Annotated in this window: 15 protein-coding genes; 2 read left to right on the top strand and 13 right to left on the bottom strand. The window is 63.4% G+C overall.

Annotated elements, in window-relative coordinates; genetic code table 11:
* The first annotated feature begins 56 nt into the window (after positions 1 to 56).
* Both ACIQ87_RS10740 and ACIQ87_RS10745 read left to right on the top strand, forming a co-directional pair.
* On the top strand, positions 57 to 392 hold the full coding sequence (locus tag ACIQ87_RS10740) for a hypothetical protein (RefSeq protein WP_402404648.1): 336 nt from the start codon (positions 57 to 59) through the stop codon (positions 390 to 392).
* Positions 393 to 561: 169 nt separating this feature from the next.
* On the top strand, positions 562 to 966 hold the full coding sequence (locus tag ACIQ87_RS10745) for an NUDIX domain-containing protein (protein ID WP_402404651.1): 405 nt from the start codon (positions 562 to 564) through the stop codon (positions 964 to 966).
* A 61-nt stretch (positions 967 to 1027) separates the two neighbouring features.
* Here the strand turns inward: ACIQ87_RS10745 and ACIQ87_RS10750 are convergent, their stop codons facing one another.
* The 13 genes from ACIQ87_RS10750 to ACIQ87_RS10810 all read right to left on the bottom strand — a co-directional run bounded on the left by ACIQ87_RS10750 (position 1028) and on the right by ACIQ87_RS10810 (position 14810).
* Positions 1028 to 1249 carry a hypothetical protein gene (locus tag ACIQ87_RS10750; RefSeq protein ID WP_402404654.1) on the bottom strand — a complete coding sequence of 74 codons (222 nt, stop codon included), beginning with the start codon at positions 1247 to 1249 and terminating at the stop codon, positions 1028 to 1030.
* A gap of 67 nt (positions 1250 to 1316) precedes the next feature.
* Positions 1317 to 2627 (bottom strand): peptidoglycan-binding protein, encoded by a 1311-nt coding sequence (locus tag ACIQ87_RS10755; RefSeq protein WP_402404657.1) that lies wholly within the window; start codon positions 2625 to 2627, stop codon positions 1317 to 1319.
* 67 nt (positions 2628 to 2694) lie between these two features.
* Positions 2695 to 2955: a hypothetical protein gene (locus tag ACIQ87_RS10760; protein ID WP_402404660.1), complete on the bottom strand. Its 261-nt coding sequence runs from the start codon at positions 2953 to 2955 to the stop codon at positions 2695 to 2697.
* Between the two features lie 8 nt (positions 2956 to 2963).
* Positions 2964 to 3539, bottom strand: a complete 576-nt coding sequence (locus ACIQ87_RS10765) for a hypothetical protein (protein WP_402404662.1) — start codon at positions 3537 to 3539, stop codon at positions 2964 to 2966.
* A complete protein-coding gene (locus ACIQ87_RS10770; protein WP_402404664.1) occupies positions 3540 to 4253 on the bottom strand; it encodes a hypothetical protein in 714 nt (237 codons plus the stop codon).
* A 109-nt stretch (positions 4254 to 4362) separates the two neighbouring features.
* Positions 4363 to 5010 (bottom strand): hypothetical protein, encoded by a 648-nt coding sequence (locus ACIQ87_RS10775; protein ID WP_402404667.1) that lies wholly within the window; start codon positions 5008 to 5010, stop codon positions 4363 to 4365.
* Positions 5011 to 5139: 129 nt separating this feature from the next.
* Entirely contained in the window at positions 5140 to 6195 is a 1056-nt protein-coding gene (locus ACIQ87_RS10780) for a hypothetical protein (protein ID WP_402404670.1), read from the bottom strand.
* A complete protein-coding gene (locus tag ACIQ87_RS10785; protein WP_402404673.1) occupies positions 6195 to 7430 on the bottom strand; it encodes a siphovirus ReqiPepy6 Gp37-like family protein in 1236 nt (411 codons plus the stop codon). Before ACIQ87_RS10785 ends, ACIQ87_RS10780 begins: the two co-directional genes overlap by 1 nt.
* Positions 7430 to 8425 (bottom strand): phage tail domain-containing protein, encoded by a 996-nt coding sequence (locus ACIQ87_RS10790; RefSeq protein WP_402404675.1) that lies wholly within the window; start codon positions 8423 to 8425, stop codon positions 7430 to 7432. Before ACIQ87_RS10790 ends, ACIQ87_RS10785 begins: the two co-directional genes overlap by 1 nt.
* Positions 8426 to 8440: 15 nt before the next feature.
* Complete coding sequence (locus tag ACIQ87_RS10795) at positions 8441 to 13111, bottom strand: transglycosylase SLT domain-containing protein (protein ID WP_402404678.1); 4671 nt, start codon at positions 13109 to 13111, stop codon at positions 8441 to 8443.
* Positions 13112 to 13126: 15 nt separating this feature from the next.
* A complete protein-coding gene (locus ACIQ87_RS10800) occupies positions 13127 to 13417 on the bottom strand; it encodes a hypothetical protein (protein WP_402404681.1) in 291 nt (96 codons plus the stop codon).
* A gap of 119 nt (positions 13418 to 13536) precedes the next feature.
* Entirely contained in the window at positions 13537 to 13815 is a 279-nt protein-coding gene (locus tag ACIQ87_RS10805; RefSeq protein ID WP_402404684.1) for a hypothetical protein, read from the bottom strand.
* 74 nt (positions 13816 to 13889) lie between these two features.
* Positions 13890 to 14810 (bottom strand): hypothetical protein, encoded by a 921-nt coding sequence (locus ACIQ87_RS10810; RefSeq protein ID WP_402404686.1) that lies wholly within the window; start codon positions 14808 to 14810, stop codon positions 13890 to 13892.
* Positions 14811 to 14882 lie beyond the last annotated feature (72 nt).

Consider the following 14882-nt stretch of genomic DNA (forward strand, 5'->3'; position numbering starts at 1 on the left):
CCCGGCGAAGAGGAGTACCTTCGAAGCTCCGAGCACGGTCAGTACAGGAGGACCCCATGACGGCCTGGACGACGTTCCTGGATACGGAGGGTCGGGTGAACTGGCGGAACGGTGACCAGGTCATCGTTGGCCGGGTCAAAGCCCTCTGCACCGACACCCCGTACTGGAACCCCGAGGGCTACCCCCGCCACGACTGGAAGCTCCGAGACGACGGAGCGCCGCTCTGGACCTGCAAGCCCTGTGGGCATGCAACGGTTGGCCGGCCAATCTGCCCGGACGCGGAACATCGGTTCCCGCCGGGCGCCGATCTCTGTCAGAACTGCAACATCAATTTCCTTGACCTGTACAGGCCCGAAGAAGCCAGGCCCGAACTGCCCACCAGGATCGAATAGTCTGGAAATATGAAATATGCCCCCTCCCCATTCGGAGAGGGGGCATATTTGCGTTCGAGGTCAGGGAATCTCGTACAGGGCTACCGACGTCCATTGAAGTGCCCTATCGTCCTCCTAAGACACACCTCCGGAGGACCAGGTGCAGCCTCAACGCCCGATCAACGATGCCATGCTCATCCTCGAACGCAACGGCCTCGTCCTACTGGCTGAACGAGCCCATACGGGCTACAGCGACGGCCAGTTGAACCTCCCCAGCGGGAAGGTGAACGAGGGCGAAGACGTGATCTCGGCGGCGATCCGCGAGGCCCGAGAAGAGGTAGGTGTGGAGGTTCACCGGGAGGCCGTCCGGATCGTCCACGTGATGCACTACCGCAACCCCGAAGGGGAGACACGCGTCGGCTGGTTCCTCGCCGCCTCGGAGTGGGCCGGGAAGCCGTACAACGCAGAACCCCACAAGTGCGCCGGCATCGGGTGGTACCCGATCAATGACCTTCCCGAGAATGCCCAGCCGTACAACGCAGCCGGGATCGCCCGATTCCTCAAGGGTGAGCCATTCTCGGTCGTGGGCTGGTAGGCCGGAAACACAAGAAGCCCCCTCCCCCAGCGCGGGGGAGGGGGAATTTTTGCGTTGTGGATCAGCCGGTCTGCTTCGCCTCCAGCTTGGTCAGCTCGACCTGAAGCCTGGCGGCCTCGTCCAGAGGAGAGGTCTCGTGGAGGGCCGCCGAGGTCTTGCTGTCCTCGTGTCGCTGTGCCAGTTCACCGGCACCGAGCAGGGCCGCAGCAGCAGCAACCAGGGCCTCCCACGGGATCGAGGGGTACCAGGCGGTGAGGAGCGGGACCAGGGCGCCGAGTGCCATGACGACGCGAACGATGTGCGTGCTAATGAATGAATTCATGTGTCTCCGTAGGTAATTGATTCATGCGTCATCGCATGAGACGGGACCAGGTGAGCGGGCCCGGGTAGCCATCGGCACCCGATTCAGACCAGCCCTGAGCGTGCTGGAAGGCCTGCACAGCGCGTCGATCGGACTCCGACCAACGAGGACCAGGACCCTGCCGGTAGTACTGGCCGTAGCCGTGTCGGACGAGGGCCTGGCCCAGAGTGGTGACGTGTGAGTTGACCGCGCCTGGCCGGAACCTGCTGGCTCCGGGGAAGGCTGGCACCGCACTCGGCTTCGCCGAGCTGGCGGCCGGAATGTCGTGGCCCTGGTGGTTAACCAGGAGAGCCCACGTCTGCGGGCCGGGAAGGCCGTCCGCGGAGCTGCCTCGCCAACCCTGTGACTCCTGGAAGGCCTTCACGGCCTGGCGGTCGGCCTCGCTCCAGCGAGGGTCTGGACCCTGCTGGTAGAAGCGCGCGCCGCCGCGCTGGACCAGGAGCTCACCGAGCTTCGTCACGCTGGCGTTGTTCGCACCTGGACCGAACTGGTCTGTGCCCGGGAAGGCGCCGGAGTTCGAGGCCGGCGGGGAAGCCGGCGGTGGGGTCGGGTCGGGCTCCTGGCCGCCCTCCGGGACGGCTGGCAGGGTGATCGAGTCCCCAGGGTGGATCTGGTCCGGGTGATCCTGGACGTTCGGGTTGAGCGAGAGCAGAGCGGCCACGCTGATGCCGGCCGCCGCAGCAATGGCGGTGATGGTCTGGCCCGCTCGCACGGTCACGGTTCGGGTTGGCGAAGTCGGGTTGGTCGAGCCGGAGTTGGCCGGGCCGGAGGCAGACGCCTGGTAGGTGAAGCCCGGCCGGCCCTTCAGGTCGGGGTCCGCCGTGGTGATGCCGCCGTCGAAGGCGGGGAGGCCGTAGCCGTAGACGTAGGCGTCCCGACGACGCCTTTCCCGCTTCATGACCTTATTGCCATTGGCGTCATTGGTGAGGGAAGTATTTCCCTCATAGGTGTAGATGGAATTCGCGTCAAAGGCGTAGACGATTCCGGTGTGGGTGCCACCACCAGGCCCGTAAAAGACCTGCGCACCAATCGCCGGATAGGCAGAGAACCGGCCTCGGGATCGGAACCAGTCGACCCCGTTGGAGCAGGATGCGGTGCGCGGATAAAGGGCTGGAACGCCCGCCTTCAGGGCCACCCAAGAAACCCAGGTTGCGCACCACGGCTGATAATTCGACCACTCCAGACCAGGGACCTGTCCGGAATACTTCTGATGGCCAGACGGGCGCTCGCCCGGGGCTCGCTCGGCCTGATAGCCGACCTCGGCGGATGCTACGGCGAAGACGGTAGAAACCTGACTCAAGATGCCTCCAGGGCATGCAAAAAGGGGCCGGCCGTGTGGCTAGCCCCTCGGGGGATGAACGAAAGATTTAGAGCCCGGAGCGAATCCGGGAAGGGTCGAGGGTTGTGATTAGTTCGACCAGGCGGCGGTTCTCCGCCTCGATTCGCGTCAGCCTGTCCTTGATTTCGTTCAGGTCATCCTGAAGCCTGTCGGCTCGGGTCTTCTGAGCCTCGGCCTCGCCCTTCCAGACCTGAGCTGAATTCATCTGCCAGGAGGCCCGGACCATGACGAGAGCCGCGACAACCGAGGCCGCGGTGCCCGCGAATCCGAAAATGTCATTCGGGGTCATAGGCCTCCTTAGTCAGCTATCTTCTCTGCGGTCAGATTCCATGACTCGCGTTCGTCACCCGGGCCGTTGTCACTCCTGAAAGGCGCCCACCAGCTGACCACATAAGCCGCGAACGCCTCGCCGGCCCGCAGGCGCACGGCCATTGTGAAAGAGTTCGAGCCGGCATTGCCGTCGATCGGAGGATAAAGGAAGCCTCCGATCTTGCCCGCAGGAGAGTAGACCCACGCGCGTACCTTCGGAGTGGAGGTGCCATAGCCCCAGCCACCCCAGCTCATGGTGATCCTGTATACCCCGCTTTCTGGGACAATGAGCGTCCCGCCATCCGGAGAGTTCCAGTAACCCACCTTGGCAATCGGATTGTTCGTGTTCCAGTAGACGGTTGTTGCCTGATTGGTGTCCACAATGACTGGGTTCTGAAGGGTCAGTGAGATCACCGGGTTCGCCCGGAGTTGGTTGATTGCATTCTCATGGTCGTTGGCCACCGTGTACAGGGCGTTGTGTACGTCATACACCTGAGAGTTCATGTCGGCCGGGCCGATCACCTGACGGGAAACCCACGACTTAAGGGCAGGAAGTGTGATCAATTAAAGCTCCAGGATAGTAGTGGTGCCGAGTTCGGAACCAACGGAGTCGCCAAGAATCCAGGTCGCCTTTCCGTCGGACTTTCCTGGAACCGAAATGAGGACCACCGCCGCAGAGGAGACCGTGGTGTCGAGCTGCACAGAGCCAGGCGAACCGCCGGAGCCCGGCGTATCAGCGACCATCAGGCTCACCTGATTCGAGCCGAAATTTCCGAGCTGCTGGTCCCGGCCGGAAACTCCGGACGGCCAAGAAAGGCCCGTAAGCTTGCTGGAAACGGTCACAGTCGCATAGAGATTCCGATAGCCGGTTGAGGGCATCAGGGGGAGCGAGTTGGTCTTGGAGTACTCGCGGATGCCGACCACAGGGGTGAGCCCGATGTTGGAGACATCCCCGTTTCGGTACACCAAATTCATTACGGCAGCGTTGCGGGCGGTGCCCACGTCCCAAACCACCGAGTTGCCTCGGGACGGCTCCCAGGGCCAGACGGCCACGGCCATCAAAAGTCCACTAGTGAGGGTGTATTGGGTCGGGATGGCACCCGCAGGAGTGAGTAAACGGGGTGCCGGCGCGGCGCCAGAGCTGACGCAGATCGAGACCACGAAATCATTCGTTCGTACCGGAGGGAGGGACACCTCGGCGAGGGCCTGGTCCACGACGAGGGCCTTCGTGCTGGAGACGAAGGAAGGGAACTCCTTTGGGGTGGGGGCCGCGCTCATCCACGCGGCTCCATCCCAGTACAGGGGAGGCCGCGGCTTCCACGTGCTTCCGTCCCAGACCTGCGGCGTCCTGTCGATCCAGGTCGACCCGTCCCAGACCTTGAGCTGATTAGCCATACTGCACCCACACATCCCCGGCCTTCGGGCTCGAAGGCGCGTTGGGCCCAGAGAAGAGGCGGGCCGTACCCACGTTCACCGCTGTCACGGTGCCCGAGCTGACCACCGAACCGTCGCCCTGAACTCGGAAGACCGACGAGGTAGTTGTGGTGGTGGCCTTCGAGTTGGTCACGTTGATGACGGACTGGCCGGCGCCGTACGCCGGTGCCCCGATACAGAGCGGGGTGCGGACGTCAACGGTGTCGAGCAGCAAGCTGCCGGAGTTGAGGACGCGGGTGAAGGCGGAGCCGTCCGAGGTCTTGAGCTTCCAGGCGGATCCGGTGGTATCGGCGACGGCTGGCACGACCCACCGGGCCCAGTCCGTACCGGCCGGGACCTGGAGGTCCGCGCCGTTGATCGGGACGAAATTGGCCAGCCGCTCATTGGTGTAAGCCCTGTCCTGGTGTGGGTCGGGGGCCGTCTGGTGTTGGACCAGGCGCTCGCCGGCAGTCACCGACACAAGGCCGATCCGTCCGGCCCCGAAGTCCACCCAAAGCCGCTCGGCGCCGGTGCTCGGGCCGTAGAAGCTCGGGACCATGCCTCGGACGTCGGCGACCAGCTGAATGATGGGGGCGCCGGTGGTGTCAGTCAGGTCGGTCACCTGCCGGGCACCCTCGCTCGGGCCGTCCCATACCGTTCCGACAGCACCCGGGATTCGGGCGCCGCTGACGCTTTCCGCAACGTCGGAGGCCGTACCTCCGAAAAGATTTCGAGCCAAGGGAATGCCCCCTTACTGAGTGAAAACGTCGGATTCGACGGTGCCGGACAGATGCAGGGTTGAGTGAGCTGGAATCCCCTGGAGGACAACCAGGGAATCACCGGCAGGCGTAAAGAGATTCACGGTCGAAGTTCCTGGGCCTTCCCATGTGACCCCCTTGACCGAGGTCATCCACGGCTTACCGCCGCCGCCGGCAGGATTATCGATGTAGCCCTCGAAAATCTGGGCCGTGCGGCCATTCGCCGGATTCGGCAGAGAGGTCTGCATGTACCAGCCGGTGGTGACGATGTCGGCGGAGGTCGAGTTCCTGAGCTTCATATTGAAGTGGTAGGTGTTGGGTGCGATCCAGCGCCACCAGCAGACGCGATCCACCTCGGCCGGCTGAGAGTTCACGCCCCAAAGGCTCGGGGTGTACGGACGGGCCTTACCGAGATGGCGAGTCACCGTGTAGCCGTCACGGCCAACAAACGCCTCGTAAGGGGAGTCCCCGCCGTCCTGGTCGAGGTCATAGATGAAAGTTCCCAGAGGTACGAAATCGGCCGTGGAGCGGGTATTCCATGGCGTCGCTACCGGCCTGGGCATGTCGAAGGAGGCCCGGGAGTGGACCGAGAGAGCACCGTTGGCGGCCGGCACGTCAACCTCCAGCAGCACCATTTCCCAGATCCCGCCCGGCGAGCGCTGAGGCCGCGGAGCGATGGGGGAAATGCTGGGCTGGCCCTTTACCGCCACGATGTTGACCGAGCCCTTCACGACGTCCGCCCGGATCACTACCGTGTCCTTGCGGGCCCGATCGGTGGGGTTAGGGTCGATGTCGACATTCAGGGGGGAAGTGTTCTGGTAGTAGAAGCCGCCGACCCATGCGTTACCGGCTTCGATAGAGATCGTGCGGCCGTTAATTACGCGCCAGGCAAAGGGGAGCGCTCCCGGGTCTAGGGTTGAGCTGGTGAGCTGGTAGTCAACTCGGTCTCCGCCCCACAGGTGGGCCATCTGCTGCCACTGGATCTGAGACACCATCTCGGTTCCGCCAGAGGCGTTAGCCTGAGAAAATGGGTAGCTGACTTCTGCCATTACATCCTCGCTTCGAGTTTCTTCAGCTTCTCTCGAAGCTCGGAGACAGTCTTGTAGAGATTGAGGGGATCGCCTGATCCCTGTTCGCCGATCTTTGGGCGAATGGTGAGGTTCTTACCGGCGTCCTCTACCGAGATGCTGACCTCGCGGACAATATCGACGTACTCAACGCCGTCGATCGAGACCGTCACCAAGTCCCCAACGAAGTAGTCCCGGCCAAACTTGATCTGCTCGGTGTCGATCGGGTAAATCTGGAAGTTGCCGTTCTTCTCGCCCTGCTGGAGAAAGCTGTCCGCAGCGTCCTCGACAGCCTTCTTCGCGTTCGCGAATTCCGCGTCCGTGGTGTCCTCGCGAGCCTTCACCGGCTGGCCCGTGGCCGGGTCCGTCTTCAGCGGAAGGTCGCGGCGGTCAAGGAACTGTTCGATCTGGACGCCCCACTCCGCCTCGGCATCGGTATCAATCTTCTGGTACAGGTACCGGTCTTCGCCTTCGCCCTGACAGGCCACAATGACGCGGGTTACCCGGGGTGCGGTGAGCGTCCAGATGAATTCCCGCAGGTTCCCGATTTCAGGGCTGAACCGGACATCCCTAGATCGATCGCGGGGCTTGAAGACGCTAAGTTCGATCTTCTTCGAGTCGGGGTTGTAGAGGAGTCGATAGCCGAAATCCTTGCCCTCAGTCCACCTTTCAAAAGTGGTCCCGAGGCCATCGAAGCGGAAGGAGTCAGCGACCTGGGCGCCGAGGTCGGCTGGCGCGGGGAGAGACAGGCCGGGAATCCGGCGATCTGGGAGGGCGGAGGCCCCCACGGAGTGCTCCAGCTCCCACCACAGGGCCTTGCTCGCTGAGCCGGCGGCCTGGCGAGTCGGGCGGGTGGTGTATTGCTTGGAGACAGGCACCGCGGGCTCGGGGAAAGCCAGTCGAGAATAGGCAATCTTGTTGTCACACTTCCCGCCCACATAAAGACTTCCCGGGCCCGTGTGCTGTTCCACCGTCCAGTACTGCTGGAAAAATTCAATCTGCCCGGTCAGGAGAGGTTCGGGAACGCCCTCCTGGAAGATGGCGATGCCGCCACCCTTTTGCAGGAGGTTCGCCTGAGGGGTTCCGGCCTTGACGAGTAGCTGAAATGATCCCTGCTGGCAGAAGCGGACGATGAAGTCGAGCTTGATCCAGGTGTCTATGACGCCGACCCGATTAAGGTCTCGGTCCCGGACCTCTATCCGGTAACTCATAGGCATCAGTAACTTTCGTAGCGGGGTCGGAAGGAAAGACGGAGAGAGGCGGCGGAGCTGCCTGTCGTGAGGTCGACGGACACGGCCGACTTCCCGGCCGGCACGGGCCAGAGTGACGGCGACGAGTCCACCCGGGGCCAGTAGTTGTTGCCCTGGTCGTCCGTCAGGGACTTCATCCCGGGACGGGTGTCCACGATGAGCGTGCGCCCGGCCGGCACTGCGGCCGGGCCACCAGCAGGGCCCGCCGCGATGCCGAAGGAACGATCCCCGGAGGTCATCTTGAACCCGCGGATTGGGCCCTTGAGCTCCCAGATAGGCCAGGCGTCGACGTCGCCGGGATTCACGATCGGGATGTTCTTGCTGGACAGAATCCCCTTAGACAGGGAGAGCGGGAATAGGGCCTCCCCCTTCTTCAGGAAGGGCGTACCGTCCCCGAAGCTCCATTCGGCAACCTGGAGGTCGTCACCGTAGAACCAGGGGTCGAAGGCGGTGAACTGGAGCCCGAACTTGGACCACCTGAACCCGGCATTGTCTGCACCCTCGTCCCCTTCCAGTCCACCCTTGTAGTAGGCGTGCAAGGTACGGGTGAGGGAATCGCCTTCGGCGAACTTGAGGACGCAGAACCCGTTATCAGGGTTGATCGCCCGGATCAGCCGGCGCTTGAGGTCCTTCAGGGTCCGGCGGTCAACTCCGTGGAGGTAGACCGGGATCATGATCTGCCGGGCTGCCACCCGCGATCCGCGATAGATCGACCCGTCCAAATTCGGGGAGTCGTCTGCGTGGAGTTCACGCGGGGGCATGTCGAGGCCAGTGGCACCGGCCTGGATGATGATGGCTGGCCATTCCCTGGTTGCGAAGGAGGTCAGGGGGATTTCCTCCCCCTGACCGTTCGAGCCCGTGATCGTCACGTGGGTATGGCCCCATACCACCGGCTGAGGTGGCAGTGGCAGCGGTGCCGGCTGCTGGTCGAGGACCAGCGGCTTTATCGCCGGAATTGGCATGGGGCCTCCAAATGGCTACATGGCTGACATAACCTCCGCATACTGGAGGGCGCGAAGAACGGCCTGTGTGGTGTCCTCGCTTTTGGCCTCGTGGACGTGAATCTCGTAGGACTTTCCCTGGAGCATCCGTCGAGTGTCCGCGGAATCGTGCACCCGCTCACCTCCACGGAAATTCACCAGCTCGGGCCCGTGCTCGCCGACCAGGCGAAGCCCTGGAGACGCGGAGAGCGTCCCTGACCAATACCCCTGATTGCCGGAGAGGGCGTTCGGCCAGCTCGCCCCGTACCGGTGGGTCGCGTAGTTCACGCCTGCATAAATGGACGCAAGGCCATTCAGTCGGCCGAGGTACTTGTACGGGCCGGCATAGGCGTCAAAGGTGGCCTGGATTGTCTGCATGAGGCCTGCGGAAGGACCGATATTCGGGTTAAGCGCATTGCTATCCCACAGGTTTACCGCGTTCGGATCGCCGCCGGACTCCACTTTGATCCGGTGCAAGATCAGATCTGTATAGGACTGGTCGATGCCCAGCTCGGAGAGCACTCGCTGAACGGTCGGGCGCCAGCGGGTGACCTGATCTCCGGTCGGGTCGAGGTGCCCACCCACCATGTCCCGCCAGTCCAAATCGGAAACCGGGATGGAGGCGGAAATCTTAGATCCGGACGAGAAGTCGAAAAGGCCCTCGGTATTCGGCAGCGCCTCCTTGGCGGTGCTCATGACGTCCTCTAGGACGGACCAGGCATAATCGCCGGGTGCATCCCAGATATCCTTGACAGCCTGAACCATGTCAACGACCTGATCGACCTCGGCAGAGGCGACGTCCCAGACTCCGTTAACGCCCTCCTTCACGGTGCCGATGGGGTCAGTGATCAGATCCTTCGCCGATCCGGCGATCGACTTGATCGACTCCCAGACTCCGCCGCCGAGATTTGAGATGACCTCCTTCAGAGTGTGGGCAGAGAAGGTGTCCGAAAGGAACGACTTTCCTCGGTTGAGGATGTTTCCGTTACCCTTCCAGACGTCATCCCAGAAATACTGGCCGAGCACTGGAGAAATGGACCCGCCGACGATTCCGGCGACCTGGCCAAGGACCGTAGGAACTCGGCGAAGCATTCCCCAAGAATCCGTGGTGACGAACTGGTAGATGTCGCGGAATCGGTCCGCGACGCCGCTGCCGACCCACTTCGAGGCGTTAGAGCCGACGCGCAGGAGCCCACCCTGGACCTCGCCGCCGATATCGTCGCTCGCCTTGGAGTAGGACATGACGTTGGCCGCAGCAGAGGCGTACGGGAGGACGTTCTGAAGCTGAATTGCGTTTCGGATATCATCGAACCCGAGGCGACCAGCAATACCGCCGCCGGCGAACCGGCTGAGCTGCCCCTTCCGGGCGGCAGCATTCCAGGAGTGAATCAGCGCCGGCCCGAGAGCCGCGGTGACCTCTGGGCGGAGAATCGCCTCACCCGGGGAGAGCATCGCGGGAATGGTGTCTACACCTGGCGCATAGCCAGGGAGAATGCCGCCAGTCGCATACTTCTTCTTTGGCGGCTCCGGCTTCGACGGGTTCGAACCGCCCGAGCTACCACCGGGAGCTTTCTTCGAGATCTTGTCGATCGAGTTGTCAAGGTTGTTGGCATGCGTGTGAGCCGTGCTCAGCGCGCTACCAAGCTTCTCAACCTGTTCCCGAATACTGGCCAGAGAGCGGCCATTGAGGAGACCTATTCGGCCCGCGAGAGAGCCCTCACCCGTGCCTTGGCCCACCTTGTTGTAAGCCGAGTCGGCAGAGTTGTGGACACCGTCGAACTCGTTCTTCAACGAGCTAAGGGACCTCTGATTCAGGAGCCCGATACGGCCGGCGAGCGATCCCGCGCCGGTTCCCTGGCCAATCTTCTCGTGGACTCGGTCCGCAGCCGCGAGGGTCTGATCGAACTCGCCGCGGAGGCCCGAAAGGGTGCGCTGGTTGAGCAGCCCAACGCGGCCGGCCACCGAGGTTGCTCCCGTGCCCTGCCCGATCTTCTCGTGAAGCTGATCAGCCGCACCGTGGACCTGAACGAACTCGGCCTTGAGCTGGTTGAGGTTCTTCCCGTCGAGCCGGCCGACGGAGAGGGACGTCTCCTCGATCTTGAGCCGGAGGTCTGTGACGGCGCCGTGCGCACTATCGACAGTGACCTTCAGGCCCACCAGCTTCTTGCCGTCGAGTTGGCCGATCTCGCGCTGAGCATCCTTGATGGAGGTCACCAGGCGCTCGACGTCCGGGCGGGTGCTGGTGAACTCGCCTCGGAGGCCGGAAAGGCTGGACCTGTTCAGGGGCTCGATCCCCTGAGTCTGGACCTGGTGGACCTCGGTCCGTGCGCTCTGCGCCGCGCCTTCGACGCTGTGGTTCCCCCCCGACAACTCTGCTATGAGTGAGAGGAGTTGGGTGTTATTGAGTTGCTGGAGGTCTCGGCGGAGCTCCGCCGTCCTGGCGTCCGCCTCGCGAATCTGCCGCTCTAGTTCCCGAACGTCGTTGCGGATTCGGCGCTCATCGCCGCTGGTGCCTCCGGTCAGCTCGACGCGACGGTTCCGGTAGCCCTGCAAGAAGCCGTCGCCGTCGCCACGGGAGCCCACTCCCGCCCGAGCCTGCCGGACGACACGGGACGCACCGCGGACTCCACGGCCGGCGGCCTTGACCGGGGCGGCCGCGACGGTGGCCACCGTGCCGACCAACTTGCCGGCCTTCCCGACCAATTTCAGCAGGACACCAGCGGCAATTGCGAGCGGGCCGAAGACCGCGCCAAGTTCAGCAGCCTTGAGGACCATGTCCCTAAGGGCCGGGTGCTCCTCCAGAAATTCGGCGGCCTTCTTGATCCACGACGTGAACTTGGAAAGGGCGTCGATGAATTTTTCGACCATGAGCTTCAAGGTCGGGAAGACATCCTTGCCGATGTCCTGGACGTCATTGAGTAGTCCGCCCTCGAAGCGGGTGCCCGTATCGTCCGTGACCTTGTGGCCCATGATCTTTTCGCCGAGGCCGGTGTAGTTGTAAGAGCCGTCCTCGCCCTCGCTGTAGAAGAGCTGGCCAAGGCGGAACTGGGCCTGCTCCTTCATATTCTCAATGCGGCCCGAGATTGTGGCGCCGCCCATCCGCTTAGCGGCGCCTTGGATGTTCGGATCGCTTCGCCAGTGCTCCAGGAGTTTCTGGATGAGCTGTTCACCGGAAAGACCGCCCGTGTCCTTGGCATTCGCCATGAAATCCATCAGCTGAGCCGAGGCCTCGTAGGTCTTCGGCTGTTCAAGGACAGCGCCCGCTTCCTTGGTCATCTTCTCACGGGCCTCCAACTCCTTAGGAGTGAAAGCTCGGTCCTTGAAGCCGACCAATTTGGCGATCTGCTGGGCCGGAATACCGGTGGCCCGCTCCAGCTGCTTGAGGTTGCGGAGCGGAGTTCGCCCCATGTCCTGGATGACCTCCAGGGCATACATGCCCTGGGAAACCATGGTCGGGTCGAGAACGCCGCCGTACGCGGCACTGTCGCCGATCATGCGGACCATGTCGACAGACCGGTTGGCGACTTCCCGCGAACCCTCGGACTTTACCAGGGGATCGCTGGAGGCGAATTTCTCATTGTGGGCCGCGTTAGCGCGGGCATACCGCGTCCCGTACTTCAGCATGTCGTTGACCGAGTAGGGCGTTTCAACACCGTACTGCGTCATGTCCTGAAGCAGGGTATTGACGTCTCGGAGTTCGATGCCCATTCCCCGCAGGCCGGTCTGAGCCGAAATCATGGCGTCCGCGGATTTGATTCCGAAAGTCGTCGCGGCAGCGGCCGCAAGGCCGAGCGGTGCAACGAGGTTATTGGTGATCAGGTGCCCGGACTCGGAAAGGCCCGTGCCGAACTTCTCGACGCCTTCGAAAGTCTTCTTGTAGCCCCGGCCGATGGTCGTCATGAGGGAGGTGTGCGAGGCCGATATCTGAGACAGGGTGGAACGGGTCTCGGCGAGCTGCTGGCGAAGGCCGTCGCGGACGGCGGCCACCTGGGCCAGCTCACCGCGGATGGCCTGCTGCTGTGCCTGCTGTCGGACGCGGGCAGTCTCCCGGATCGCGGCCTGGGTCTCCCGCTCCATTCGGAGTCGGGTCGCCTCGATCTCCCGGTCGATCCGGGCCTCGTCCTCCAGGGCGCGCTGTCGCTCGGCGCGCTCTGCGCGGGCGGTTCGAGCAGCCTCTTCAGCGAGCCGGCGAAGGCTCGCCACCCGTTCCCTCTCGGTCGCCTGGGTGGCCCGGGACCGGGCGGTCGCAGCCTCGGTCTCCTGCTGCACGGCGGTACGAAGGGCCCGCTGGGTGACCGTGCTGGTCTCCTCGGCGAGGGCCTGCTTCTGGGTCTCAAGCTGCCGTGCCTCGCGGAAGCGCTTCGCGGCCTCGGTCCCGAACTGCTTGGTGAGATCCCGCTCGATGGCGGCCAGGACGGCCGCGCTGTCCTTGCCCTCCTCCTCGATGGCGGCCTTCGCCTTTCGAGCCGCTGTTGCCGCCGCCTTCGGGAGACCCGACATTCCCTCGGCGGTGGCGGTGCCGAACACCTTGCCGGCCTCCGCCCCGGCCCGTTCCATCTGCTTGATCAGCTCAGCGCGGAACTTCTGCGAGGCCTCAGAGGTGATCTTGGGGAAGACGTCGATGTAGCCGCTGCCGACCTTGATCGGGCCGCGAGTAGACGGAGCCATGCAGCCCTCCTGGGGTCAGAGAGAATTCATTCGTGAGAAGAAGTCGGCAACCTCGGCGCCCTCGGCGAAGTGCGCTTCAGGCGTGGGGAGTTCGGGTTCTGTGCTGCCGGGTCGTGGGAGCGGATCAGGGATCGGAAGGTCCGCCGCGTCTTCTGAATTGGCCTTGATGAAAAGGAAGTTGGAGAGTTCGAGGGCATCGGAGACACGGGCGAGAAGGTGCTCCGCGGTGCCCCACTGGGTCGTCTCATCCATGTCGGCCAGGAGCGCGGAACGGCCCGGCTTGGTCATCAGGGCGGAGATCAGCACGTGTACACGGCGAAGCGAGAGCCGTCCGCGCCAGAGGTCGAGGAGATCGACCCCGAAGTGCTCCAGGAGATCGGCCTCCAGGGCCTCGCCGTGCTCCTGGACGACGCGGACGGTTGCGATCAGTTTCCCGAGCCGGCCGCCTCGTTGACTCGCTCGGCGAGGGCCTGGAAGTCCCGGATCGTGGGGCGAGTCGCCCGGTACTCGGCCCAGGCCTCCTCACCGACGATCAGGCGGACCGCCTCGACCTCGGACTCGGCCTCCAGAATCTCCAGTGGCATATCAAGCGGAGCCGGGATCGAAAAGGTAATACCGGCGTGCTCGAAAGTCGTCGGCTCGTCGGTGGCCTCCGCCTTAGCGGCGGCAGTCTTCGGGGAAGCAGTCTTCTTGGCAACAGCCATGGGGGACTCCAGTATCTAAAAGGGAAGAATTGGGGCCGGGGAATATTGCCCTCCCCGGCAGGGGCCGTTGGCGTTTAGCCGGTTACGACAGTGCAGGTCTTCGAAGAACCCACCTGCGTCTTGTCGGTAACGGTGTAGCAGTAATCCACACCGGCGTGAGTGATCTTGAGCTCGGCAGTCGTCTGACCCTTCGGAATGGTCACATCGAAATTGCCGTCAGCGTTCAGCGTGGTCTGAAGCTGGAAAGCGGTGCCGGCCGCGTTGAGCACCTTTACCGTGGCCGGGCTGGTAATGCCCGTAGCAGTGACACGAGCCGTCCACGAGCCGGCGGATCCGTCATTCGACGCATAACCCGGAACCGCGACCGTGGAAGCGAACGGGGCCGGCGGAGTAACCCCGCCGCCGGTGCCCTTGACATTGTCATTAGTGAGGACATAACCGAGCGAACCATTAGCGTCCAGGGCGCTGATGGTGAGCTCGTACTTCTGTGCCTCGGTGCGCTGAAGCGTAATCGCACCACGGTCCGAAATCATCGCCCGCGGAATCACACAGCGGTAAAAAGTACCCTTCTGGGACCAGTCCACAACCAGGCTGATTTCCTGGAGGTCAGGAGTGCTGGAAAGGTCGAGGCGGTAGGTGCCGGTGTCCGCACCCTTGTCATCCTTTACCGGCAGCCATGCGGCGCCCCAGAAAAGCTCAGAGGTGAGCTGATTGGTCTCCAGAAGGGTCGCCTTGATCTGCATCGAAGCCGACTTGACGTTGTACAGAATCGGAGTCGCGCTCTGCCATGCGTTAACCGGATCGGTCTCGATGGACGGCGTAATCGTGACGCCGCCCTCATCCACGTAACCAAATGCGCGATAGCCGGCAGGGGTCGCCTTGCCATCGCCGACATCCACCGGCAGCTGTGTTCCGCCAGGCAGGTTGTTTGGGGCAGGCGCAACGTAGATATTGCCGTTCGGAGCAAAACGGATCTTCTGGGCGTCATTAGCCATAGGCTCTGGCCTCCGGGCATGAAAGAGCCCCGTAGCACACGGCCACGGGGCTTGTATGGGAAAGGGTGGAAA

Source organism: Kitasatospora sp. NPDC096204, from assembly GCF_044763205.1.
In the GTDB taxonomy this organism is placed as follows: domain Bacteria; phylum Actinomycetota; class Actinomycetes; order Streptomycetales; family Streptomycetaceae; genus Kitasatospora.